This is a genomic window from Chromatiales bacterium (assembly GCA_024234935.1).
Taxonomy (GTDB): Bacteria; Pseudomonadota; Gammaproteobacteria; order Steroidobacterales.
This window is the reverse complement of record JACKNI010000006.1, coordinates 21814-45994: the sequence shown is the minus strand read 5'-3', so window position 1 is coordinate 45994 and position 24181 is coordinate 21814. Positions and strand designations below refer to the sequence as shown.

The window sequence follows — 24181 nt, the reverse complement described above, 5'->3', positions numbered from 1 at the left end:
AGCTACTCCTGATGTTCGCTGTTGTTGTCGCGCCGGACCAGGTCGACGGGTTTCGTGGCAGCCGCTGCTGCCCGGCGTTTGCCACCCAGCTTGCCGATGGCCACGACCAGCATCGCCCCGGACAGCGGCGCCGCATAAGCGTAGATGCCCGGCGCGAGCGCTGCATAGCCTTCGGCGAGCACCACATCGTGGGCGATCATGTCACCGGCAATCCAGCCAAGCAGCGCCGCGCCGCCCAGGATCACGATCGGAAAGCGGTCCATCAGGGTCAGCACGAAACGGCTGCCCCAGACGATGATCGGCACGCTGACGACCAGCCCGAACACCACCAGCGCCAAGTGCCCTTTGGCGGCGCCGGCAATGCCGATCACGTTGTCGAGACTCATCACGGCATCGGCGAGGACGATGGTCTTGATGGCACCCATCAGATGCATGCTCGCATTGATTTCGTGGCCTCCGTCTTCATCAGCCGGCAGCAGCAACTTGATCCCGATCCACAGCAGCAGGAGTCCGCCAACGATCTTCAGGTATGGGAACTGGAGCAGCTCCAGGGCAAAGAAGATCAGCACCACGCGCAGCGCCACCGCGCCGAACATGCCCCAGAAAATGGCCTGTGTGCGCTGCTGCGCCGGCAGCCGGCGTGAAGCCAGCGCGATCACCACCGCATTGTCACCGCCGAGCAGGATATCGATGGCGATGATCTGGCCGACGGCGATCCAGAAATCCGGTGAAGCCAGATCCATGTTCAGCGCCTGCCCTGCACCAGCCGCGCACCGCCGATTATCAGCAGCGAGAGCAGGAATACCGCCGCGATATCCCAGACCGGGATCATGAACACTTCATACAGGTAACCGAGGCCCCGGCCGTGGTAATAGATGAGCACGACCGACAGCAGATAAGCGACGGTCGCGACAAACCGGGTCCTGCGCTTCCAGGGCAGGCCATAAATCTGGGTAATCACGAACAGCCCGAGCAGGCCGGTGACGAAGTTTTCCCAGCGCGTGCCGTTCATCATGCCGACCAGCACGGCGTGCGCGATCACCATCATTTCCAGCGTAAGCGTCCAGTAGCGGTTCAGATGCGTGCGGGTAAAGAACAGGCTGCCCTGCAGAAGCAGCAGGAACATATACAGGAAACCCATCAGGTGCCCGGGCGTATTCTCCATCGGGTGATACCAGAAGGTATAGACGATCGCCCAGGCAAAGTAGTAACCATGATACTTGCGCGCCACCTCGCCCGCGGCACTGACCAGCGACACCTTGCGGCCGAAGAACAGTCCGCGCCGGTGATTCTCCATGATCAGGATCACCACCAGCATGACAGCCACGGAGGCAAACGAGGTCACCTCGTGGACGTCCTGCGCCAGGCCGTCATACCAGAGGCGCGTCTGCAGCCAGTGCAGCCCGATGAACAGCGCGTTGCCGCCGAGCGCCCAGACATTCACCGCATGCAGTCCGCGCGTATAACCCGGCTGCCGGGCCCTTGCGTACCAGATCAGCCACCACAGCATGCACTGGTGCAGGAGATAGCCGCCCCAGGCCGTCGCCTGCGTCCAGAAAGTCGGTTCTGCCAGCTGCCACTCGTACCAGAAGCCCGGGCGCTCCGGCAAATACGGTGCCGGCGTCGGCCAGACCGTGCCGCTGTACCAGATGAAAGCGGTGAACAGCGCACTGAAGGCGATGCCGGCGGCCAGGGCCCGGCCGCTATCGAGTGACTTGTTCGGGGTCGAATTCATGGCTGCTCAGGCAAAAAAATGCAGCACGCGCACCATGGCCAGCGTGTCGTGAGCACAATAGCGCAATAGTTGCTCACGGAGCTCGCTGCGCCGCTCTGCCGCGGTTTGCGGCGCTACCGCTTCCACCCAGGCCAGCTGCGCACCGCCGCCGTCGTGGACGCCTTCGAGCTGTGCGTAATCCATGTCCGGCGCGATGGCCGGCAGCAGCGCCTTGATCGACCAGCTGCCTTTCATGGCCGGGTGGTAGTACGCCGCCTTCACGATCGGGTGCAGATCCACCAGCCGTTCGACCACCGCGGCCAATGCATCGGCAAGCTCCGGACAGAAAGCGGCAAGCGTGCCCAGGCACTGCTTTTCGTAACCGGTCCAGGTCAGCACCGGGCCACGGGTACCGATCGCCGCAAGCAGTGCGGTGGCAACTGCACGGGCCGGCAGCTCACCGCTCAGGTCAAGAAATTCGGCGTGCTCCAGCTGGCCGGGCGCCGATTCGTCATGCAACGACCACTGGAACGGTATCGCCTGATAGGGCCGCGTCCCGGCCCAGCGGGGAATCGCTCCACCGATGGTCTCGAAATCGAGGTAGTAACGCGGCCAGCCCAGCGCCGCGAGTGCCTTGCGGGCCGAGTCATTCACTTCCGGCTGCCCGCTGCGGGCCGCGCGCCAGACGCGCTGTGCCTCGGGGCCGCCCGCACTCGCGGCCGGCAGCTCGCGCACATCCTTGTAGCCCTGTGCGATCAGCGCATCGAGACGTCCGCTGACACCGGGCAGCGTGGTGAGCGGATAGTCCGTGTCCGGCCAGCAATGCGCGATAAACGCACACGCATGGGGCGCGCGGCAACGCCGACCGATGGCCGCATCGGGACAGTCGCCTTCCACCGTCCGTTTCGCATCAGCCAGCCATGCGGGCACCTTCTGTTTCTGCGCGCCGATCGCAGCGCTCAGATCCTTCTCGACCAGCAAACCGCGGTAATCACCGTCACCCTGATACACGAACTGGTTGTCGACATGGGCGAGCACGACTGACTGCGGCGCAACCGCTGAAGTCTCGAGCACCCAGGCCTGGATGGCGCAGTCGGTGATGTGCTCGTCCTTGCAGGAGGTCGATGATTTCACTTCGACGAGCCGCTGCGCCTGACGCTCCAGCACGTCAGCACGGATCAGCAGGCCGTCGCGCTCGAAGGTCGCTTCGAAAAGTGGCGTAGCCGCCGGACCCGCGAGTGCGACAGCCGTATCGCGCAGCGCCGCGGCCATGCCACCTGCACCGCTGATCAGCGCACCGGTGCCGTCCGGATCATAGAGCTGCCGCGCGATATCGCCGATCTCGTGGCCGGTCGCAAATGCGGCTTCGGTCGCCGCACTGATCTGCGCGAGTTCCGGCTGATGCTTTTCCAGCCAGAGCCGCTTCGGGCACTGGAGAAAGGACATCAGGCGTGATTTGGACAGTCCGGCCATGTGGATCAGGATAACCGCCAGAAGGCGGATACGCGCCTGAAACTATTTGCCGTGCAGGAAACGGAGCACCCCGCTGCCCGCGGCACGGCCTGTGGCAAGGCAGGCGCTCAGCAGATAACCGCCGGTTGGCGCTTCCCAGTCGAGCATTTCCCCGGCCACGAACACACCGGGCACATGCCGCAGCATGTACTGCGCATCGATTTCATCGAGGCCAACGCCGCCGGCCGTACTGATTGCCTCGGCCAGCGGACGCGTGCCAGTGAGGACCAGCGGCAACGCCTTGATGTGCGCGGCCAGACGCGCCGGATCGGCCAGCGTTGCGGCATCGGCAGTCTCGCGCAACAACGTCGCCTTCACCCCGTCAATTCCCGCCGCCTTGCGCAGATGACTGGCGAGGCTCGCCTTGCCGCGCGGACGCGACAGCGCCGCGGTCAGCTGTTCAAGGCTGCGATCGGGCAGCAGATCGATTACCAGCCTGGCAAGGTCATGCGCTTCGATCGCATCGCGCAAAGGGGCCGACAAGGCATAGACCGCGCTGCCCTCGATACCGTTCGCGCTGATGACAAATTCGCCGCGCAGCGACTGCGCGCCGAAAGTCAGGCTGACCGATTTCACCGGCAAACCGGCACAGCGCTCGCGCAGATGCGCGCTCCACTGCACATCGAAACCGCAATTGGCGGAACGCAGCGTATTGATGCGCACACCGCGTCCCGCGAGCATGGCCGCCCATGCGCCGTCGGTGCCCAGGCGCGGCCAGCTTGCCCCGCCGAGCGCCAGTACCGTGGCATCGGCACTGAACTTCCGCACGCCGTCCGGCGTGTCAAAGACCAGCACACCCTCCGCGTTCCAGCCCTGCCAGCGGTGACGCATATGCAAACTCACCCCACCCTCACGCAGCCGTGAAAGCCAGGCTCGCAGCAAGGGCGAGGCTTTCATCGCCACGGGGAATACACGCCCTGAGCTGCCGATAAACGTTTCAACGCCGAGACCGGCTGCCCACTGCCGGATCGCTTCGGGCGGAAAGCTGCGCAACGCCGGCTCCAGGGCAGCACAGGCCGTACCGAAGCGGCCGAGAAACACGTCGAAGTCTTCGGCGTGCGTGAGATTCAGCCCGCTCTTGCCGGCCAGCAGAAGCTTGCGCCCCGGCGAGGGCATTGCATCGAAGACATGGACCTCGGCATCTGCCGCCAGCATCTCTGCCGCCGCAAGACCGGCCGGCCCGCTGCCGATGACTGCAACCCAGGGACGCAGCTGAGAGTCAGGCACGTGGCTGCCCGGTCAAGGCGGGGGCGAAAAGTGGCAATGACATCCAGGCCGGCGCGCCGATCGCGATGAAGCTCCCGGCTGAGGCAGCGAAGGATTTGGTCGACATGGTTGCAGCCTGTTGACTCGGTGACGCGCATGCTCGCAGGATCAGGCCACAAAATCGATTCTTCCCTGACCCGCTTCCCGACCAGGATTCAGCCCCATGAAAAATCCGCTCGCCGCACACCTTGTTGCCACCTTGCTGGCCACCGTTTTCGTCCCGGCCGCAGGCGCCCAGCAGATCCTCACGCGGGATGTGCTGTCCAAAGCCGACTACGTGGTTGGCCGGCGCGCCTTCCAGATGCGCTGCAGTGCCTGCCACACGCTGACCGACGGCGGCTCCGACCTGACAGGTCCGAACCTGTGGCACCTGACCGGCAGCAAGGCCGGCAGCCGCGGCAGTTTCAGATACTCGTCAGCGCTGAGCAGCGCCGATATCACCTGGAGTGCCGACCGCCTCGACCGGTTCCTCGCCGATCCCGCCGGGGATGTGCCGGGCACCAGCATGGCGATTCCCGAAGGCGTGCCGAATCCCGACCGCCTCGCCCTGATCTCGTTCCTGATGCTTGAAACCGGCGGCGCCGACTGGCCAAAACCCGAGTTGCCGAAGGTCATGGTCGACCCCGATCGCAGCAAACCGGTATCGGAACGCTTTCCGAGCTTCTGGAATCACATGATGTCGAACACCACGCGCTATCGCATGGTGACCGCCGGCGGTGAACTGGTATTCCGCGCCTATTTCAATGCCGATGGCTCCATTACCAGCGACCATGAAACCATCCGCGGTTTCTGGCGTCCCGACGAACGCGATTTCTTCTGCTATGCGCTCTACGGCATTCCGGCGAAACCGGATCAGCTGGTTGAATGCTTTCCGATGGTCGCGATGAGCATTCCGCGCTTCGCGGAACAGCTGTGGGAATCGAAACCCGCCGAAGGCGTACACCTGTACGGCGGAATATTGCCCGGCCGGCCCTGAGGGCGGCGATCCGGAAGGCTCCGCCCGCCGATCGGTCCCGCGGCTCAGGTACCGGTCGCCGGACCCACGCCGGGCAGTGCCGGCTTCGCAATGTAGTCGGCCGGTAGCGTGCCGGTGAGGCTGCCGAGGAAGGCCCTGATTTCAGATACCTCCTGGTCAGTCAGCGCCTTGCCGACCTGATGCTCGGCCATCAGCCGGATCGCATCGTCAAGCGTAGCGACCTTGCCATCGTGAAAGTACGGCCCGGTCTGTTCGATGTTCCGCAGCGACGGCACCTTGAAGAAGAACTTGTCCGCCTCATTCTTCGTAACTTCTGCACGGCCCGTGTCGGTCGTCTCGAAGGCTTTCACCAGCCCCAGCTTCTGGTACATGCCACCGCCGGCACCAACACCATTGTGGCAGGAGGCGCAACCGCTGTTCACAAAAGTATTGAAACCGGTCAGCTGTGCTTCGTTCAGGGCCGTCAGGTCACCGGCAATGAATCTGTCGAAGGGCGCGGGCGTCACGAGCTTGCGCTCGAAGGCGCCAATCGCCATACCCACGTTGTCGTAATTGATCGGGTCTTTGTCATCGGGAAATGCGGCCTGGAAAAGTTCGGCGTAACCCGGAATGGACTTCAGCGTTTTCACCACGGCATCCGCATCGGGCATCGCCATCTCGACCGGATTGAGGATCGGTCCCTTGGCCTGCGCCTCGACATCGGCCGCACGGCCATCCCAGAACTGCGCGATATGCAGCGCCGCGTTGTAGGTCGTCGGCGAGTTGCGGCCACCCGGCTGGCCCTTGTCGCCGTTGCTGGTCGGCTTCCCGTCGACACCGTACTTCGCCAGGTCGTGGCAGGAATTGCAGGAGATATCCTGGTTCCTGGACAGGCGCGGATCGTAGTAGAGAATCCGGCCCAGCGTGACCCGGGCCTCGGTGAGCGGATAGCGCTCGGTGCGCATCTCGGCAGGAATGACCTGGAACATCGCTGCGGCCCGGGCTTGCAGCGCCGCGGCATCGACTGCGGCCGATGCCTGCGGTGCGGAGGACTGCGCCGCATCTTTCGGCGCATCCCGGCCACAAGCTGAAACCAGCAGTACTGCCGAAATCCCTGCCAATGCAACCAAAGAACGCATGCCTGATCCCTCTCTGTCGTTTGCCGTGGCGCCAACCGCGCGGCCCCATGAACCTACCTTGCCCGAAGCAAGGCAGGTAGTCGAGAATCCTCGAATGGACATATCCGTCCGGGGTATGCACAGGTCTTGCGGGTACAGGGGTCATCGGCGAGCGGCAATCGACGGCTCCCTGTAGTAGTCTGAATCTGCCTGAACAAGGAGAACCCCATGGCCAACATCGTCATCATCGGCGCCGGCATTGGCGGTGTGCCCTGTGCCTACGACCTGCGCAAGCAACTCGACGACAGCCACCAGATCACGCTGATCGGGAGTTCGGGGCGATTCGAGTTCACGCCCTCGAATCCGTGGATGGCCGTTGGCTGGCGCGAACCGCAGGACACCAGCGTCGAGTTGCGCAAACCGCTGGAAAAACACGGGATCCGGTGGATCGAGGCGCCTGCCAGTCGTATAGACGCCGAAAAGCGCCAGGTCAGCGTCGCGGACGGCAGCGACATCCCTTATGACTATCTGGTGATAACCACCGGACCCAAGCTGGCATTCGAGGAAGTGCCGGGCCTGGGCCCGTCCGGCTTCAGCCAGTCCATCTGTACCCATGCGCACTCGCTGCAGGCCTGGGAGCGCTACCAGGTTTTCCTGCAGAACCCCGGGCCCATCGTCATTGGCGCCGCACCGGGTGCCAGCTGCTTCGGGCCTGCCTATGAGTTCGCCATGATCCTGGACGCAGACCTGCGCAAGCGAAAACTGCGCGACCGCGTGCCGATGACCTACGTGACGCCGGAACCGTATATCGGACACATGGGACTCGGTGGTGTCGGCGACAGCAAGGGCCTGATGGAAGCCGAGCTTCGCCAGCGGCACATCAAGTGGATCAGCAACGCAAAAATCACCCGCGTGGAGGATGGCAAGCTCCATGCAGAGGAACAGGGTGAGGCGGCACAGCCGGCAAAAAGCCATGAGTTGCCGTTCGCCTACAGCATGATTCTGCCGGCATTTCTGGGGGTGGATGCGGTGGCGGCCGTACCTGGACTCTGCAATCCGCGCGGCTTCGTGCTCATCGACCAGTTCCAGCGCAGTCCGAAGTATCCGGAGATTTATTCCGCGGGCGTCTGCGTGGCGATTCCGCCCGTGGAAGTCACACAGGTGCCAACCGGCGCACCCAAGACCGGTTACATGATCGAGTCAATGACGGCGGCCATCTGCGAAAACATAAAGGCCGCCATCGCCGGCCAGCCGCCCGCTGCCAAGGCGACGTGGAATGCCGTCTGCCTGGCCGACTTCGGCGACATCGGCATCGCCTTTGTTGCTCTGCCCCAGATACCGCCACGAAACGTGACCTGGGCAAAACAGGGCAAATGGGTGCACCTCGCCAAGATTGCTTTCGAGAAATACTTTCTGCACAAGGTACGCTCGGGAACGACCACCCCCGTATACGAAACCTATGTCATGAAGGCTTTGGGTATTGAACGTCTGAAAGACAAGCCGAAATCGGCAGGAGACACGCAATGACCATCGATCGTGCGGTACTGGCTTTTGCGGGCACGGTAATCCTGGTGAGCCTGGCACTGGGCCTGAGGCTGAACCCCAACTGGTTCTGGCTGACAGCGTTCGTGGGTGCGAACCTGCTGCAGTCCTCATTCACCGGCTTCTGCCCGCTCGCCATCATCCTGAAGAAACTCGGGCTCAAGCCCGGCGCCGCATTCTGATGGGGCGCTGCTTCTCCCCGGTAGCGGCATCCGCCGCCAGGCTGTTGCGGCCGATGCTCCTGCTGCCGGGGATCGTGCTGTTCGCAGCTTGTGGCGGCAAGACACCGCCGGCGCCGGCCGCGCTGCCGGCACCCGCATTTGCCACTGTCGTCGTCCAGCCGGTTGCCGGCGCTGCCGAGCGTGAACTCGACGGTACCGTCGAAGCGGTAAACCAGGCCACCGTGGCAGCCCAGACAGCAGGTCGCGTCAGCGAAATTCTGTACGACGTGAATGACTTCGTACCGGCCGGCGCTGTACTCCTGAAGATCCGCAGCATCGGGCAGCGCGCAGAACTGGACCAGGCCGAGGCGGCACTGAGCGAAGCCGAAGCCCGCGAGGCTGAAGCCCGCGCCCGCTACGAGCGCATTGCGGCCATGTACGAGCGCAAGGTCGTGTCCAGAGCGCAATTCGACCAGGCGCTCGCCGAGCGTGACGCATCGCTCGCGCGGCTGAACGCCGCACGGGCCGCCGTGGCATCCGCGACGGAAGGTGTGGCCTGGACCGAGGTACGTGCGCCCTATGCAGGCATCATCACCGCCCGCAAGGTCCGCGTGGGCGAAACCGTGGCGCCGGGCACGCCACTGATCAGTGGCTACTCGCTGGAGAAACTGCGCGTCACGGTGGACATACCGCAGAGCCTCGTCGAGCAGGTCCGCCTGCGCAAGAAGGCCGCCGTCCATGTTGGCGGGCGTCGTATCGACGCGAGCAAGGTCACCATCTTTCCGGAGGCAGATCCGCTCTCGAACACCTTCCGTGCCCGGGTCGAACTGCCGGCCAACGCGGCAGACCTGTATCCAGGCATGTACGTGAAGGTCGGATTTGTCACCGGCGAAACCAGCCGTCTGCTGGTGCCCCGCACAGCCGTCATCACCCGCAGCGAAGTAACCGGCATCTACGTGGTCGCGCCGGACAACCGGGTATCGCTGCGCCAGGTGCGGCTCGGCCACAGCTTTGGCAGTGCGGCGGGCGCAGAGCAGGTCGAGGTGCTGGCGGGCTTGAGTGCCGGTGAACGGGTCGCCCTGGACCCGGTGGCCGCGGCCCGCGCCGACTGAGTGTCATGACAGAACATTTCGGCATCAGCGGGCGCATCGCACGGCTGTTCCTCAACTCCGAACTCACACCGCTGCTCGCGCTGACCGCGCTGCTGATGGGCCTCTTCGCCGTGCTGGTGACACCCCGCGAGGAAGAGCCGCAGATCAATGTAACCTTTGCCAATATCCTCATCGGCTTTCCCGGCGCCAGCGCAACGCAGGTGGAAAACCTCGTCGCATCGCCAATGGAAAAGGTACTCGGTGAAATCGCCGGCGTGAAACACATCTACTCGGTCTCGCGGCCGGGCATGGCTGTGCTGAGCGTACAGTTCGAAGTGGGTGAAGAGCGTACCGCGGCGATCGTCCGGCTCTATAACGCCGTGTACTCCAACCAGGACTGGCAGCCCCCGGCACTCGGCGTGCTGCCACCTCTCATCAAGCCCAAGGGCATCGACGATGTACCCATCCTCGGCCTGACGCTGTGGACCCGGGATCCGTCACGCGGCGCCTACGAACTGGGTCAGGTTGCCCGGGCCATCGAGATGGAAATCAAGCGCGTGCCGGGCACGCGCGATGTCTACACCATCGGCAGCCCCGACAGCGTGGTGCGGGTCGCACTGGACCCGCAGCGACTTTCTGCATACGGCCTGACTGCCGCTGAAGTGTCGGCAGCGCTGGCAGCAGCATCCCCCGCCGCACAGGCAGGCCAGATCGTCAGCGGTGACCAGGCGGTTCCCGTGCAGGCTGGCGAGTTTCTTGCCAGCGTTGCCGACGTGGCAGGTCTGGTCGTGGCAGTTCGCGACGAACGCCCGGTGTATCTGCAGGACGTGGCGACTGTCACCCGCGGCCCCGACACGCCGGGTGCCTACGCCTGGCACGGCACCGGCAAGGCGGCAGGCGGCGGGGCGCCCGCTCCGGCTGTCACCATCGCGGTGTCGAAGAAGCCGGGCGAGAACGCCATCGATGTGGCAACCCGGGCGATCGAGCGGGTGAATCTCCTGCGTGGCACCTTCATCCCGGACGGCGTGGAGGTCACGGTCACGCGCAACTATGGCGTAACCGCCAACGACAAGGCCATGAAGCTCATCCAGAAGCTCGCCTTTGCCACCCTGTCGGTGGTGGTGCTGGTGATGCTGACCATCGGCCGGCGGGAAGCCATCGTGGTCGGCGCCGCAGTGATCATCACGCTGGCAGCCACGCTCTTTGCCTCATGGGCATGGGGATTCACGATCAACCGCGTATCACTGTTCGCACTGATTTTTTCCATCGGCATCCTGGTGGACGATGCGATCGTCATCGTGGAGAACATCCACCGTCGCCGGCAACTCGACTCCGGGAGCTTCCTCTCGATCATTCCGGGCGCGGTGGATGAAGTGGGCGGCCCCACCATCCTCGCCACCTTCACCGTCATCGCCGCGCTGCTGCCGATGGCCTTTGTCAGCGGCCTGATGGGGCCCTACATGAGCCCGATTCCGATCAACGCCAGCATGGGCATGCTCATCTCTCTTGCCGTAGCCCTCAGCTTTACTCCCTGGCTTTCAGGCCGGCTGCTGGCCGGCGGCCATGCGGAAGCACCGTCCGCAACCGGGCAACATGGCGGTCGCCTGCCGCGCTTTTTTCACCGCGTGCTCGATCCCTTCATCAGTGGCGACCGGGCGCGCAGGAACCGGCACCGGCTTTACATCGGGCTGGTACTGGCGATCGTGCTCAGCATCGGTCTCACGCTGGTGAAATGGGTGGTACTCAAGATGCTGCCTTTCGACAACAAGTCGGAGTTTCAGGTGGTGCTGGACATGCCGGAAGGCACGCCGCTGGAAAAAACAGCGCGGGTACTCGGCGAACTTGCCCAGGCGGTCGAACAGATTCCGGAACTCGTCAACTACCAGGTTTACGCAGGCACGGCCGCGCCGATCAATTTCAACGGACTGGTAAGGCAGTACTACCTGCGCAGCGGTCCGGAACAAGGCGACATCCAGGTGAACCTCAAGGACAAGCACGATCGTGACCGGTCCAGCCACGAGATCGCGCTGGCCGTACGTCCGGCACTCGCCGCCATCGGCAAGCGCCATGCCGCCAGCGTGCAGGTGGTGGAAGTCCCGCCCGGTCCACCGGTGCAGGCGCCGATCGTCGCCGAGGTTTATGGTCCGTCCTATGATGCCCAGCGGTTGCTGGCTCAGGAACTGCACGTGGTTTTCGACCAGACGCCTGACATCGTCGACGTGGATGATTCACGGGAAGCACCCGCGATGCGATATGCGATCAGCGTCGACCGGCAGAAAGCCGCGCTCATCGGCGTTTCACAGGCCGCCGTCGTGCAGGCGATCAGCATGGGCCTGGCCGGAGCAGACAGTGCATACCTGCATGAAGGCCGCGAGCGGCATCCCATTCCCGTTCGCCTGGAACTCGCCGCCGCTGACCAGGGCAGTATCGCCGAGGTGCTGGAGCTTGAAGTCAGGTCGCGTTCCGGGCGCCTCGTGCCGCTTTCGGAACTGGTGCAGGTGCAGGAAGTGCCCTGGGATGGTGCCATCCATCACAAGGATCTGCTGCCGATGACCTTTGTCACGGGCGACATGGCCGGACCGCTGGACAGCCCGCTCTATGGCATGTTCGAGATGGTGAGCCGGCTCGACGAACCCTTGCCGGGCAATGCCTCCCGCGGCGGCCCGCCTGAGCAGTACTTCTTCACGCAGCCCGAAGACCCGAACCGTTTCGCCATCAAGTGGGATGGCGAGTGGCAGATCACCTTTGAAACGTTCCGCGATATGGGTCTCGCCTATTCCGTCGGCCTGATACTCATCTACCTGCTCATCGTCGCCCAGTTTCGCAGCTATGCCATGCCGCTGATCATCATGGCGCCGATTCCGCTGACCATCATCGGCGTCATGCCCGGACATGCCCTGCTCGGCGCCCAGTTCACCGCCACCTCGATGATCGGCATGATTGCGCTGGCGGGCATCATCGTGCGCAATTCGATACTGCTGGTGGACTTCATTGATGCAGAACTCGGGCGGGGGCAGCCGCTGGCCGAGGCCGTGATCGCTGCGGCTGCCGTGCGCGCCCGGCCCATCGCACTGACCGCGCTGGCCGCCGTCTCGGGCGCATTTTTCATTCTCGACGATCCGATCTTCAACGGCCTGGCCGTGTCACTGATATTCGGCATCATGGTCTCGACCGCGCTGACGCTGGTGGCAATCCCGATCTTCTATTACGCCTGGCGCAGCCGGCTGCAGACCGGAGTCACCTCATGATGCGGGCGCTCTTGTTGTGTCTCGTGGCACTGCCGCTGCAGGCCGAGACGCTCGCGGACGCCTGGAATCTGGCGCTGGAGCGAAACAACGCGCTGGCCGCCGTGCGCAGCCAGGCTGATGCGGCGCGGGCCGATGCCGATGCAGCCCGCGCCGAGCGCTGGCCAAAGCTGTCGGTCGAGGGCAGCTACCAGCGTTTCGGTGATGCGCCGGCCTTCAGTTTTCCGGTCGGCGGCCAGGACTTCCTCTCGCCGCCGCTGGTCGATGACGATGATTTCTACGCCGCGCGGGCTCATATCGAACTGCCCCTGTTCACCGCCGGCCGCATTACAGCCGGTATCGAGTCGGCCGAACTCGGTGCACGGGCCGCGGGTTCAGCCAGCGACAGCGCAGTACAGGATCTCAAACTGGCGGTGGCTGCCGCTTACGTCGATGTATTGCGCGCCGGGAGTTCGCTGACCGCCGCGGAATCGCAGGTGGAAAGCCTGGGCTCGCTGGTCAATGATGTGACCGTGATGCTCGAGCAGGAAACGGTCGCGAAGAACGACCTGCTTGCCGCGCAACTCACCCTGGCCGAAGCCGAGCAGGAGCGCTTGCGTGCTGCCAACCGGCTTTCCATCGCGCGCGCCCAATACAATCGTCTGCTCGGCGAGCCGCTGGACCGGATCCCGGACCTGGCCGAACTGCATGGCGCGCCACCCGACACGGCCGCGGCAGGCGACAGCCTCGACGCGCTGGTCGCCACAGCCATCTCCCGGCGCAGCGACCTCGCCAGCCTCGATGCCCGGACCCGGTCACTGGACGAGCGCGCCCGCAGCGCGCGGGCCGCCGGCTGGCCACAGCTCAGCCTGATGGCGGACTACCAGTACCTGGAAAACCAGGTGCTGGACCGGGAAGACTTCTCGCTGGTCGGCATCGGTTTCAACTGGACGGTTTTTGACGGCGGGCGGATCCGCAACCAGGCGGCCTCGTTTGCGAATGCGGGGCGCGCTGCCGGCCGCAGCCGCGACGATCTGCGCTCGCGGATCGAACTGGAGGTACGTCAGGCCTGGCTGGACCGCGAGGAAGCAAACGCCCGGGTCGCGGTCACGCGGGAAGCTGTCGCGCAGGCCGAAGAGAACCTGCGCGTGGCGCGAGAACTCTACGGCGTGGGCCTGACAACCAATACCGTGGTGCTTGATGCCGAGGCGCTGCGACTAAAGGCCGTGAGCAACGCCGACAACGCGCGTTTTGACGCGGTGTTAAGCGACCTGCGCCTGGCGCGGGCGACGGGCGGACTCCGGTAATCCTCATCGGGATCACGGCTGCCACCGCCAGTTGCGGATTTCCGGCAGGTCCTGGCCGTGCTTTTCGATGTACAGCCGGTGCTCGATGAGCTTGTCCTTGAGCTGCTGCTTCAGGTAGATGCCCTTGTCGCCGGTCTGCGGCAGACGGTCGATCGTATCCATCACGAGATGGAAGCGGTCCAGCTCGTTCAGCACCGTCATGTCGAATGGCGTGGTGACGGTGCCCTCTTCCTTGTAACCGCGAACGTGGATGTTGTCGTGGTTGGTGCGGCGGTAGGTCAGCCGGTGAATCAGCCACGGATAGGCGTGGAAGGCAAAGGTCACCGGCTTGTCCCTGGTGAAGATCTCGTCGAAGTCCGTATCGGTCAGCCCGTGCGGGTGCTCCTCGGGCGGCTGCAGCTTCATCAGGTCGACGATATTCACCACGCGAATCCTCAGTTCGGGCAGATGCTCGCGCAGGATGGATACCGCCGCCAGGGTCTCGAGCGTGGGCACGTCGCCACAGCAGGCCATCACCACGTCCGGCGCGACTGCCTGGTCGTTGCTGGCCCACTGCCAGATACCGATGCCCTGGGTGCAGTGTTTGACAGCGGCATCCATGCCCAGCCACTGCGGTGCCGGATGTTTGCCGGCAACCACGACGTTGACGTAGTGACGGCTGCGCAGACAGTGATCCATCACCGACAGCAGACAGTTGGCATCGGGCGGGAAGTAGACACGCACCACTTCGGCCTTCTTGTTGACCACATGGTCGATGAAGCCGGGATCCTGGTGCGTAAAGCCATTGTGATCCTGACGCCAGACATGCGAGGCGAGCAGGTAATTCAGCGAGGCGATCTTGCGCCGCCACGGCAGATGCGCGGTGACCTTGAGCCACTTCGCATGCTGGTTGAACATCGAATCGATGATATGGATGAATGCCTCGTAGCAGTTGAAGAGTCCATGCCGTCCGGTCAGCAGGTAACCTTCAAGCCAGCCTTCGCACTGATGCTCGCTCAGCACTTCCATCACGCGTCCGGATGGCGCAAGAAATTCGTCGCCCGGCACGGTCTCGGCATCCCATTGCCGCGGGGTTGCTTCGAACAGGGCCCCAAGGCCGTTCGAGAGCGTCTCATCGGGGCCGAAGACACGAAAATTCCGCTGCTCGCTGTTCCGCTTCACGACGTCGCGCAGGAAAGGCCCGAGCACACGCGTGTCACCGATGCCAGGCGTCCCGGGTGCGGGCAGATCGACCGCGTAGTCGCGGAAATCCGGCATCCGCAGGTCGCGCAGCAGCATGCCGCCGTTGGCATGAGGATTCGCACCCATTCGGCGTGTGCCTTCGGGCGCAAGTTCCGCGAGCTCCGGTCGCAACCGGCCACCGCTGTCGAAGAGTTCCTCCGGCCGGTAGCTCCTCAGCCACTCCTCCAGCAGTTTCAGGTGTTCCGGATGGGCCGCCGGATCAGACAGCGGTACCTGGTGCGCGCGGAACGTGCCTTCGATCTGTCGTCCATCGACCATCCGCGGACCGGTCCAGCCCTTCGGCGACTTGAGCACGATCATGGGCCAGCGCGGACGCGTGCGCTTGCCATGAACGCGGGCATCCTGCTGTATCTTCCGGATCTGCTCCACGACCGTGTCCAGCGTTTCCGCCATCGCCTCATGCATCAATCCGGGCTCATGGCCTTCGACAAAGTACGGCGTCCACCCGTAGCCGCGCAGCAACTGGTCGAGTTCCTCATGCCCGATGCGCGCGAGTACCGTCGGGTTGGCAATCTTGTAGCCGTTGAGATGCAGAATCGGCAGCACCGCGCCGTCGCCGACCGGATCAAGGAACTTGTTGGAGTGCCACGCCGTCGCCAATGGACCGGTCTCCGCCTCGCCGTCGCCGACGACACAGGCGACGATGAGTTCCGGATTGTCGAACACGGCGCCAAAGGAATGGCTCAACGAATAGCCGAGTTCGCCACCCTCGTGTATCGAACCCGGACACTCCGGCGATGCGTGGCTCGGAATGCCGCCGGGAAACGAGAACTGGAGAAAAAGTTTCCTCAGTCCGGCCTCATCCTGGCTGACATCGGGATAGATCTCGCTGTACGTGCCCTCCAGCCAGGTGTTCGCGACCACTGCCGGGCCACCATGTCCGGGACCGGACACGTAAATCATGTCCAGATCGTATTTTTTTATGACCCGGTTCAGGTGCAGGTAAATGAAATTCTGTCCGGGTGTCGTCCCCCAGTGACCGAGCAGCATGTGCTTCACGTCCGCAAGCGTCAGCGGCCGGCGCAGCAAGGGATTGTCGTAGAGATAGATCTGCCCGACCGACAGATAGTTGGCGGCGCGCCAATAGGCATCCATCTTCCCGAGCAGTTCCGGCGTCAGGGTATTGGTCTTAACCACGGCGGGCACCTGCGAGCCAGGTGCCACTCGCCATGCGTACCGAACCCCCGCTCAGATGCGGCTTGAGTGCCGCGCGGATTGCCGTGACAACAGCTGCCTGGTCAGTCGCGCTGGCGGCGGCGAATGCGCTCGCCGCAGGACCCATGCGGGTCATCTGCGCCACCGCATCGTCGAAGTTGCCGAGATCGAGCACCTGATTGTGCGGCTCAATACTGATGTCTGTGTAGCCGCTTTGGCTGAGGATATCGCGCAGTCTCGCGGCATCAGCAAAGGCAAAGGGCCCGGGCGCCGTTGGCGGCTGGGGCTCCGGGATCGGCAGTACCGTAAATGCAGCGCGCACGCAGTCAGCCATCCAGGGATTCTCGTCCAGCGCGCGCCAGCAAATGAAAGCCAGCCTGCCCCCCGGCTTCAGCGCGCTGCGCAGGTTGGCAAAGGCCGCCACCGGATCGGCAAAGAACATCACGCCGAAACGCGAACTGACGAGATCGAAGTTCCCGGCATCGAGCGGCATCGTCGCGGCATCACCCAGCGCAAAGGACAGGTTGGCCACAGAGGCGTAACGCTCGCGAGCCACGGCAAGAATTACCGCGGACACATCGAGCCCCAGGACACTTCCGGAAGGACCGACTGCGCCGGCGAATGCGGCACTCGTGACGCCACCACCGCAGCCGACATCGAGTACCCGTTCGCCAGCCTGCGGTGCCGCGTGACGCATCAGCTGCGTCAGGAATGGCTCGATCATGCGCTCGACGCGCTGGATGTTGCTGACCCAGCGCTGACCGCCCTCCTCGTTCCAGTAGGTCGGTTGATCGGGCGGTACGCTGGTTGCCTGACTCATGGACGATTGGCCTTGATCTGAAATCCCTGACATCGGGATCAGACCGGATAATGGCCCCGCGAGTTTCAGATGGGAAGAGAGAACGCGACCGGGTGCCCGGTCAGGCGGTTGCCGCTTGAGCCATCAGCAGGCCGTATGCGTCATCAGTTCAGGCGGATGGCGAGATCGATGGCCTCGCTGCCCACGACGAACGCCGCGTCCCTGAACTTCGGTGGACCGAAGCGCGCGGGCGCATTGTTGGAAGATCCGGACTGTTCGGTCGGGATGCCGATGAAATTGGTGTCCAGCTTCCGGTTGCCGTTCATGTCCTGGAATACCGACAGCGCGTACCGTCCCGGTGGCAGCCGCATTTCGAAACCGAGCGTCCCCGTGACCGTCGCCGGCACCGGCACTTCGATACTGGCCACGGTGGTGCCGCCGAGCCAGGTCGATTCCTGATCATAGGCACCAGCCAGGAGGACGCCGCCCGGTTTGGCGATATTGCTTACCGAGACGCGGACCAGCGTACCGTCGGCAGCCTGGATCGCCACCGGGGCCAGGGCCAGGGCAGCGACGACGGACAGGGCAAGTTTCAGTTTGCGATTCATGGCTCGTGCGCCGGATCAGGGCTTGGTGTAGAAAGGAGTCTTGCAGACGCAGCAGGAAATTGGAAATGCAGATTCAGGTAAACACCGACAGCAACGTGCAAGGCGACGATTCGCTCGCCGGGTGGGTCCGGCAGGAACTCGAGGGCAAGCTGGCACGCTTCAGTGAACACATCACGCGCATCGAGGTGCATCTCAGCGATGTCAACGCGGCGCGTGCAAGCGAGGCGGACAAGCGCTGCCTGATCGAGGCACGACTTGCCGGCCGGCCGCCCACAGCGGTGAGCCACGATGCCGGAAAGGTTCCTGAAGCCCTGCATGGCGCAACCCAGAAGCTGGTGCACGCCCTCGACAAGATCGTCGGCCGGTCGCGCGAGGCGCACCGGCGGGATTCGATACGCGGCGACTGACCGTCAGCGCCGATACTCTGATATCGTTTCCCGCAATCGAAATCGCGCGCGGCAGGGGGTTCCAATGAGAATAATGCGTTACCTGAAAGCCCGGATCAGCGTACTGCTTGCAGCAAGCATGTTGCTGACCGTGCCGGTATTGCCGACGGTTGCGGCAGATGACCCGGTTCAGTCGGCAGCGGCCAGTGATTCGGTCGCCATGTACTCCCGGGGAGTAACCTGGGACCAGTTCCTCGCCAGCACCCGCGTACAGCGCGAGACCTGGCTGAAGAATTCGGAGCGCGCGGTTGCACCCGGCCTGGTCGAGCGCTTCAGGCGGGCCGGTGACGGTCTGCGGCTTCTCGTGATCACCGCAGACTGGTGCCCTGACTCACTGCACAGCGTTCCATATCTTGCCAGGCTCGCTTCAGGCGCCGGTGTGGACATGCGATTGGTCGATTTCAAGACCGGCAAGGCGATCATGGATGCGCACCGTACGCCGGATGGCCGGGCATCCACGCCGACGGTGATCCTGCTGCGTGGCGATCAGGAAGTGGCGGCCTGGGTGGAACGGCCGGCTTCATTGCAATGGTGGTATCTCGGCATGGCCGACGCGATCAGCGAAGAAGAGCTGCTGGAACGGAAGATGTCGTGGTACGACTGGAACCGTGGATCCGATGCGCTGACCGAGATCGTCGTGCTGGCGGAGAAAACCGCAAAGAAACCCGGATCAGCCCCGCGGCCCCACTAGAGGCCACAAGATTGTCGGTCGCGAATCGCAACTGCCCTCACGATTCGCCCGCACCTTCGTCTTCCGCTGTGTCGTCGCTCTCCCTGGCGCGGTGGAAGCGCGCTTCCCACATCAGTTCCACGCCGCGCTTGCTGCCGAGGCCCACGGCCAGCACGAAGCACAGCGCCAGCGCACCGAAGGCGATGAGGAACGCGCCGGTGACGATGGTCACCGCGATGTTGAGCTCCACCAGGGTTATGGCGGCCACGGTGACCAGTGTGGCCCAGCGCAGGATGCTGGCCACCAGTCGCGCGCGGGCAATCTTCTCCTGATAGAGCGCGCGCTGGACGCTGCGCGACACGCCGGTGGCAATGCCCCAGCCCGCCAGCACGATGATCGCCGCGGAGACCAGCTGGGGCACCAGTACCACGACCCTGGAAAACAGCTGGGAGAGCACCGTTAGACCCCAGATCAGCAACGCGTTGTCCAGGAAGATCAGAAAAATGAAAACACTGAGGATGGTACCCAGAAACTCGAACAGGGAATGGCGGGCGTCGCCCGTATCGAGCACGTTGGACCAGGCGAGACGCGCGAGGATCCGGTCGAGGCGCATGAAGTTGAGCATGCGCACGAAGACCTTCCCGGCCACCCAGGCGACCACCAGGCCGACCAGCAACACCAGTAATCCCGCCAGCAGGTTCGGCAGATAGGCTGCCACCCCGGTCACCAGTTCCGGCACCGATTCGAAGGGCTTCTGTTCCATCGCTGCACCTGCCATCAGCTGAGCCACCGTTTGGGTTCCGCGGGCATCTCGTAGACGGTGATTACCGGCACTGTCGTACGGTCCGCCAGTTCCAGGGGAATAGCGTAGCCCAGCAATTGCTCGATAAAACCGGCTTCGGTACCACCGATAAAGACCAGGTCAGCACCCGCCGCCTGCTCGAGCAGGCCAGTGACGATATCCCCGGCCTGGACCACTCTGAGTTCGAGCCGCGCATCGGCGGCCCCCATCGCCTTCTCCAGATCCGCGGCAGCCCGCTCGATGTCGGACCGGGAGGCATCGTAGGGCAGGACGTGCACGGCCCGCACCCGGGCGCCGGTCTGGCGCGCAATCGCGCCCACGAGTTCGGCCGACAGCCGGGCATGGGGACCCTTCTCCCAGGCAAAGACGATCAGCCCTATCTGCTCGGGCCAGCGCTCGGCGCTGACCACGAGGGTCTGGGCCGGTGCCTCGCGCACCACGCGATCCACGATGGCGGCCGCGAAGCGGCGGGTCAGGTTCGCCCGGCGCGGCCGGGCAATGACCACGACGTTGCAGTGCTCCTCGAGGACTGTCTCGATGATGCCGAAGGACGCGCGATGGGAGATCTTTACCAGCGGCTTGACCATCAGCCCCCGCGCCCGCTGGCTGCGCATCGCGGTCTCGAGTTCCATCCGCGCCTGGTCGGCGCGATCCCAGCCCTGCGCCAACATCTCCCGGTCGGGGACTTCGATGACCATGAGGGGTATCAGTTCGCCGTCATAGCACCGGGCGAGCAGACCGGCGGCGTTGAGTATGGGTCCCGCGCGCTTGGGCTTGTCGAGGAAAGCGATGATGCGATAGTCCTTTCGTTCGGCGGCCTCCCGCATCTCGAGGACGTTTTCATAGGCCTGGTCCCGCTTGTGGGCATAGGTGTAGTAGACGACCAGGCCGATGACGATCCAGACCGCCGCGCTGAGCCACGCCATCGGACTGTAGACAAACAGGTACACGGCCAGGAACAGCTGCAGGACGATACCAATGACCGGCACGAAGGGCACCAGCGGCACCCGGAAGCCCCGGGGCAGATTTGGCTGCATCTTGCGCAACGCGATCAGCACGGCCTGTACCTGAATGAACAGCAACAGGAACATGATGTTGGCCGCGCTGGCCACGGTCTCGATCGGCAGCGCCACGGCCATGAAGGCGATCAGCACGGCCGAACCGGCAATCGCCCCATGGGGCGTCTTTCGCACCGGGTGGACCTTGCCGAACCAGCGGGGCAGGTTGCGGTCGCGGCCCATGGCCAGGGACACCCGCGACGAGGAATAGATGGTGGCGTTCAGCGCGCTGATGGTGGACAACAGGCCGCCGACCAGCAGCATGACCCCGCCGCCCGGGAAGAAGCTGCGGGCGACGTCCACCAGTGCCGTCTCCTTGTGCTCGCCCAGGAATTGCCAGCTCGGCACGCCCGGCACCTGCACCGAGCCCAGAGCGGCAAAGGCCACGGCGAGATAGATCGGCACCACGATCAGCAGGGAGATGAAGATCGCGCGGGGCACGTTGCGTGCCGGCTGGCGGACCTCCTCGCTGCACTGGGCGATGATTTCGTAGCCCTCGAACGCGATGAAGGTCAGGCCCATGGCGACGAATACGCTGCCGTAACCGTTCGGCAGGAAGTCATCCGTGAATACGGGCTGCCAGTCAGGCCGGTGCAGGGTGACCCAGAAGCCGAAGCCGATGAATACGGCCAGGATCAGCAGCTTGCCAATCGTGACGAAATTGCCGGCACCACCGGTCTCGGAGGCGCCGCGGTAATTGATCCAGGCAAAGACGGCGATCACCGCGACGGCCAGCCATTTCTCGATGTCCATCAGCGGCGTCTGGAAGTCCGGCACGCCGATCAGCGGCAGAACCAGCTTGAAATAGGCGCCAAAGCCGAGCGCATAGAGCGAACAGGCCACCGAGTGCGCGAACCAGTCCATCCAGCCGCTCATGAAGCCTTGCGGATCCTTGAGCCCGAGCTTGACCCACAGATAACTGCCTCCCGCGTCGTGGAAGGTCGAGCCCAGCTCGGCATAGGCGGCGGCGGCAAACAGGGTCACGACCGCGTTCAGCAGGAAGGCCAGCAGCAGGCCGGGACCGGCCACGCCGGCGGCAATGCCGGTCAGCACGAAGATACCGGCACCAATCATCGCGCCGACGCCAATCATGACCACGTCGAAGAGCCGCATCTCGCGGCTGAGCCGCACCTCTGACGAGGCGATCAACTCGTTGGCGTCTGACGCCGCGTCCGGGGCGATTGCGTCCGGACTACCGGCAGTCATGGCACCCGATTTCCCGGGCACCGCAGACCCTGGCCTGCAGCTGCCGCTGAGCCGAGCCGATATTTCCGGTCCGGCTGTCGTGTACCTGAACAGGGCATTGGAAGGCACCCGGCGTCATGACAAGGAAACAGTACTCCTCCGGGGAGATCATCCACAAGCTGATCCTGAAGGAAGTCGCCGAGGGAAAAACCGGGCGCGTTGGCGCGCAGCGGCGGCGCTTGTAATGACTCACTTCGCGGTGGCGCGCCCGGAGAGATGGATTCGCGGCCGGGTACGGCCGCTCACCCCTGCGGGGCAGCCTGCGGCTGTCCAAAACTGCTCTGCAGTTTTGTCGAACTGTGGAGTTCTCACCGGGTCTCCGGACACTGGTAGATAAAAAAGACCCGCACAAGGCGGGTCATTTTTATCTACTGGCGCGCCCGGAGAGATTCGAACTCCCGACCCTCAGGTTCGAAGCCTGATGCTCTATCCAGCTGAGCTACGGGCGCATGGTTTTGTGGGTAGGAGCGGCTTCAGCCGCGATATCGGGATCGCGGCTGAAGCCGCTCCTGCCACCGCTCCTATTTATTTCTTGCCGGCCATCATCTTGATGAAGCCACCGAATGCGGTGTGGTGATCGTTGATGACGGCGGCACACACGGCGTGGCCCTGTACGGCTTTCCACCAGGTCGCGAGGCGGCCGCTGCCGACCGGGTCGGCGATGCCGAAATTACCGGCGGCGAGTACCTGGTGCATCATGCTGGTGATGGTGCCGAGCGCACAGTCGCCAAGCGTGGGCGTCTTGCCGACGCAGAAGGGGCCGCTGTCCATCGCATGCTCGATGTAGCCGTAGGCCTTGGCGATTTCCTTGCCGGCAGCGTCGACTGCCGCCTGGTCGCGCTTTTCGGGATTCATCTGCCGGAACAGCGGGCCGACGTGCTGCACGAGATACAGGTCGACAATCCGTGCCACCAGGCGCGACCGCGCGCGGCCAATCGGATCGGCCGGCAGGCCGGACTTCTGCGGGTAAACGTCGTCGAGGTATTCGCAGATGATCGAGGACTCGCCGATGCCCTGCCCGTCCACTTCCAGCGTCGGCATCTTGCCCATCGGATTGAGCTTGAGATATTCGGGACTCTTGATGCCGGCCATGCCGCCGGGCGGCTCGGTGAGCGGCAGATCCACACCCTTGAGCTTTGCGTACATCACCACGCGGGCAACGTAGGGGGAAGCAATGGCACCGTACAGCTTGATCATGATTTTTTTCTCCGGCTTGAGTTGGTTGTTCTATTTCAGGGCAGAAAGGTCAAAACTCCTGACCAGGCCATCAGCCTGGAACAGCTTGACCAGAATCGCCGCGCGCATCCACATGCCGTTGCGCTCCTGGCGCCAGTAGACAGCACGCGGATCATCGTCCACCGCGGGATGAATCTCCGGGCCGCGCGGCAGCGGATGCATGATGACCGCATTCGCCTTCATCGCGCCGACGTTCTCGGGCGTGACGCTGTATTCACGGTAGTCCACCAGCCCGGTTTCACCGTCAGTATCCCACTCGGACTGCATGCGCGTGACGTAAATTGCATCGAGCTCCGGCAGCGCCTGTGCAAGCGACAGATCCTCGACGAAGGCAACGCCCTGCTCGCGCAGGTGTTCCTTGATATCCGGCTCGATGGCGAACTGCTGCGGTGCAATCATCACCAGGCGCACATCGCGGTAGTTCTTCATCAGGTAGCACAGCGAACGAACCGTGCGGCCGCGCTTGAGGTCGCCCATCAGGCCAATGATCTTGCCATCGATGCCGCCCCTTTCCTCGAAACTGCGCTCGAGGGTGTAGATGTCGAGCAGCGCCTGGGTCGGATGCTGGTCCTGGCCGCTGCCGGCATTGATGATCGGCACCGGGCGCGGAATCCGGTTCATCAGCGTCGCGGCACGCGCAGCCTTGCCGGAGTCCGGGGTGCGCATCACGATGACATCCACATAGGAACTGAAGGTGCGGATGCTGTCCTCGAAGCTCTCGCCCTTCACCTCCGAGGAGGTGGAAGGGTCGCGGATCTCGCTGGTACGGATACCGAGCACATGACAGGCATTGCTGAAGGACAGGAAGGTCCGCGTGGAGGGCTGCACGAAGTACAGCATCGCGCGCCGGTCCGGCAGCAGGCCGAGCAGGAAGCGGGCGCCATCCGGGTGCTTGGCCAGCAGGCGCACCCGGTTGGTCAGGTCGCAGAGGTCGTCAAGCTGGGCGCGATCGAAGACGCGCGGGTCGATGACATGGAACAGCGGCGGCGATACGGGCGTCAGCGGCATGCGGGGTACTTTATTGGTATTT

At 64.0% G+C, this 24181-nt stretch carries 20 protein-coding genes and 1 tRNA gene; 8 read left to right on the top strand and 13 right to left on the bottom strand.

What is annotated here, in order from left to right; genetic code table 11:
- Nucleotides 1-2: 2 nt before the first annotated feature.
- From H6979_12005 to H6979_11990, 4 genes are read right to left on the bottom strand one after another with little or no spacing between them, the layout of a single operon-like run.
- The gene (locus tag H6979_12005; GenBank protein MCP5140565.1) at nucleotides 3-743 is read right to left on the bottom strand and encodes a TerC family protein; all 741 of its coding nucleotides are present in this window, start codon (nucleotides 741-743) and stop codon (nucleotides 3-5) included.
- Nucleotides 744-745: 2 nt separating this feature from the next.
- Complete coding sequence (locus H6979_12000; GenBank protein ID MCP5140564.1) at nucleotides 746-1735, bottom strand: hypothetical protein; 990 nt, start codon at nucleotides 1733-1735, stop codon at nucleotides 746-748.
- Nucleotides 1736-1741: 6 nt separating this feature from the next.
- A complete protein-coding gene (locus H6979_11995) occupies nucleotides 1742-3187 on the bottom strand; it encodes a DUF2779 domain-containing protein (protein MCP5140563.1) in 1446 nt (481 codons plus the stop codon).
- A 42-nt stretch (nucleotides 3188-3229) separates the two neighbouring features.
- Nucleotides 3230-4438: a TIGR03862 family flavoprotein gene (locus H6979_11990; GenBank protein ID MCP5140562.1), complete on the bottom strand. Its 1209-nt coding sequence runs from the start codon at nucleotides 4436-4438 to the stop codon at nucleotides 3230-3232.
- Between the two features lie 217 nt (nucleotides 4439-4655).
- Here H6979_11990 and H6979_11985 point away from each other — a divergent pair, with 217 nt between their 5' ends.
- Nucleotides 4656-5468: a c-type cytochrome gene (locus H6979_11985; GenBank protein MCP5140561.1), complete on the top strand. Its 813-nt coding sequence runs from the start codon at nucleotides 4656-4658 to the stop codon at nucleotides 5466-5468.
- A gap of 44 nt (nucleotides 5469-5512) precedes the next feature.
- On the opposite strand, the gene H6979_11980 is transcribed toward H6979_11985, so the two are convergent.
- Nucleotides 5513-6586 carry a cytochrome-c peroxidase gene (locus H6979_11980; GenBank protein ID MCP5140560.1) on the bottom strand — a complete coding sequence of 358 codons (1074 nt, stop codon included), beginning with the start codon at nucleotides 6584-6586 and terminating at the stop codon, nucleotides 5513-5515.
- A gap of 207 nt (nucleotides 6587-6793) precedes the next feature.
- Between H6979_11980 and H6979_11975 the strand changes: the two genes are divergently transcribed.
- From H6979_11975 to H6979_11955, 5 genes are read left to right on the top strand one after another with little or no spacing between them, the layout of a single operon-like run.
- Nucleotides 6794-8092 carry an NAD(P)/FAD-dependent oxidoreductase gene (locus tag H6979_11975; GenBank protein ID MCP5140559.1) on the top strand — a complete coding sequence of 433 codons (1299 nt, stop codon included), beginning with the start codon at nucleotides 6794-6796 and terminating at the stop codon, nucleotides 8090-8092.
- On the top strand, nucleotides 8089-8289 hold the full coding sequence (locus tag H6979_11970) for a DUF2892 domain-containing protein (protein MCP5140558.1): 201 nt from the start codon (nucleotides 8089-8091) through the stop codon (nucleotides 8287-8289). The genes H6979_11975 and H6979_11970 overlap by 4 nt, the downstream gene beginning before the upstream one ends.
- The gene (locus H6979_11965) at nucleotides 8289-9380 is read left to right on the top strand and encodes an efflux RND transporter periplasmic adaptor subunit (GenBank protein ID MCP5140557.1); all 1092 of its coding nucleotides are present in this window, start codon (nucleotides 8289-8291) and stop codon (nucleotides 9378-9380) included. The genes H6979_11970 and H6979_11965 overlap by 1 nt, the downstream gene beginning before the upstream one ends.
- 5 nt (nucleotides 9381-9385) lie before the next feature.
- Entirely contained in the window at nucleotides 9386-12607 is a 3222-nt protein-coding gene (locus H6979_11960) for an efflux RND transporter permease subunit (GenBank protein MCP5140556.1), read from the top strand.
- The gene (locus H6979_11955) at nucleotides 12604-13890 is read left to right on the top strand and encodes a TolC family protein (GenBank protein ID MCP5140555.1); all 1287 of its coding nucleotides are present in this window, start codon (nucleotides 12604-12606) and stop codon (nucleotides 13888-13890) included. The genes H6979_11960 and H6979_11955 overlap by 4 nt, the downstream gene beginning before the upstream one ends.
- A gap of 12 nt (nucleotides 13891-13902) precedes the next feature.
- Here the strand turns inward: H6979_11955 and H6979_11950 are convergent, their stop codons facing one another.
- From H6979_11950 to H6979_11940, 3 genes are all read right to left on the bottom strand, one after another.
- On the bottom strand, nucleotides 13903-16278 hold the full coding sequence (locus H6979_11950; GenBank protein MCP5140554.1) for a phosphoketolase family protein: 2376 nt from the start codon (nucleotides 16276-16278) through the stop codon (nucleotides 13903-13905).
- Complete coding sequence (locus tag H6979_11945; GenBank protein ID MCP5140553.1) at nucleotides 16262-17107, bottom strand: methyltransferase domain-containing protein; 846 nt, start codon at nucleotides 17105-17107, stop codon at nucleotides 16262-16264. Before H6979_11945 ends, H6979_11950 begins: the two co-directional genes overlap by 17 nt.
- A 143-nt stretch (nucleotides 17108-17250) precedes the next feature.
- Nucleotides 17251-17694: a DUF2141 domain-containing protein gene (locus H6979_11940; protein MCP5140552.1), complete on the bottom strand. Its 444-nt coding sequence runs from the start codon at nucleotides 17692-17694 to the stop codon at nucleotides 17251-17253.
- 65 nt (nucleotides 17695-17759) lie between these two features.
- On the opposite strand from H6979_11940, the gene H6979_11935 reads away from it, so the two are divergent.
- Nucleotides 17760-18101, top strand: a complete 342-nt coding sequence (locus H6979_11935; protein ID MCP5140551.1) for an HPF/RaiA family ribosome-associated protein — start codon at nucleotides 17760-17762, stop codon at nucleotides 18099-18101.
- Between the two features lie 64 nt (nucleotides 18102-18165).
- On the top strand, nucleotides 18166-18831 hold the full coding sequence (locus tag H6979_11930) for a thioredoxin family protein (protein MCP5140550.1): 666 nt from the start codon (nucleotides 18166-18168) through the stop codon (nucleotides 18829-18831).
- A 37-nt stretch (nucleotides 18832-18868) separates the two neighbouring features.
- Here H6979_11930 and H6979_11925 read toward each other — a convergent pair whose 3' ends face one another.
- The 5 genes from H6979_11925 to pyrB form a co-directional block, all read right to left on the bottom strand.
- The gene (locus H6979_11925) at nucleotides 18869-19588 is read right to left on the bottom strand and encodes a hypothetical protein (protein ID MCP5140549.1); all 720 of its coding nucleotides are present in this window, start codon (nucleotides 19586-19588) and stop codon (nucleotides 18869-18871) included.
- Nucleotides 19588-21876: an amino acid permease gene (locus H6979_11920; GenBank protein ID MCP5140548.1), complete on the bottom strand. Its 2289-nt coding sequence runs from the start codon at nucleotides 21874-21876 to the stop codon at nucleotides 19588-19590. Before H6979_11920 ends, H6979_11925 begins: the two co-directional genes overlap by 1 nt.
- Before the next feature lie 411 nt (nucleotides 21877-22287).
- A tRNA-Arg gene (locus tag H6979_11915) sits at nucleotides 22288-22364 on the bottom strand.
- 76 nt (nucleotides 22365-22440) lie between these two features.
- Nucleotides 22441-23112, bottom strand: coding sequence for a glutathione S-transferase family protein (locus tag H6979_11910; protein ID MCP5140547.1), 672 nt, complete (start codon nucleotides 23110-23112; stop codon nucleotides 22441-22443).
- Nucleotides 23113-23142: 30 nt separating this feature from the next.
- Entirely contained in the window at nucleotides 23143-24159 is a 1017-nt protein-coding gene (gene pyrB / locus H6979_11905) for an aspartate carbamoyltransferase (protein ID MCP5140546.1), read from the bottom strand.
- Nucleotides 24160-24181 lie beyond the last annotated feature (22 nt).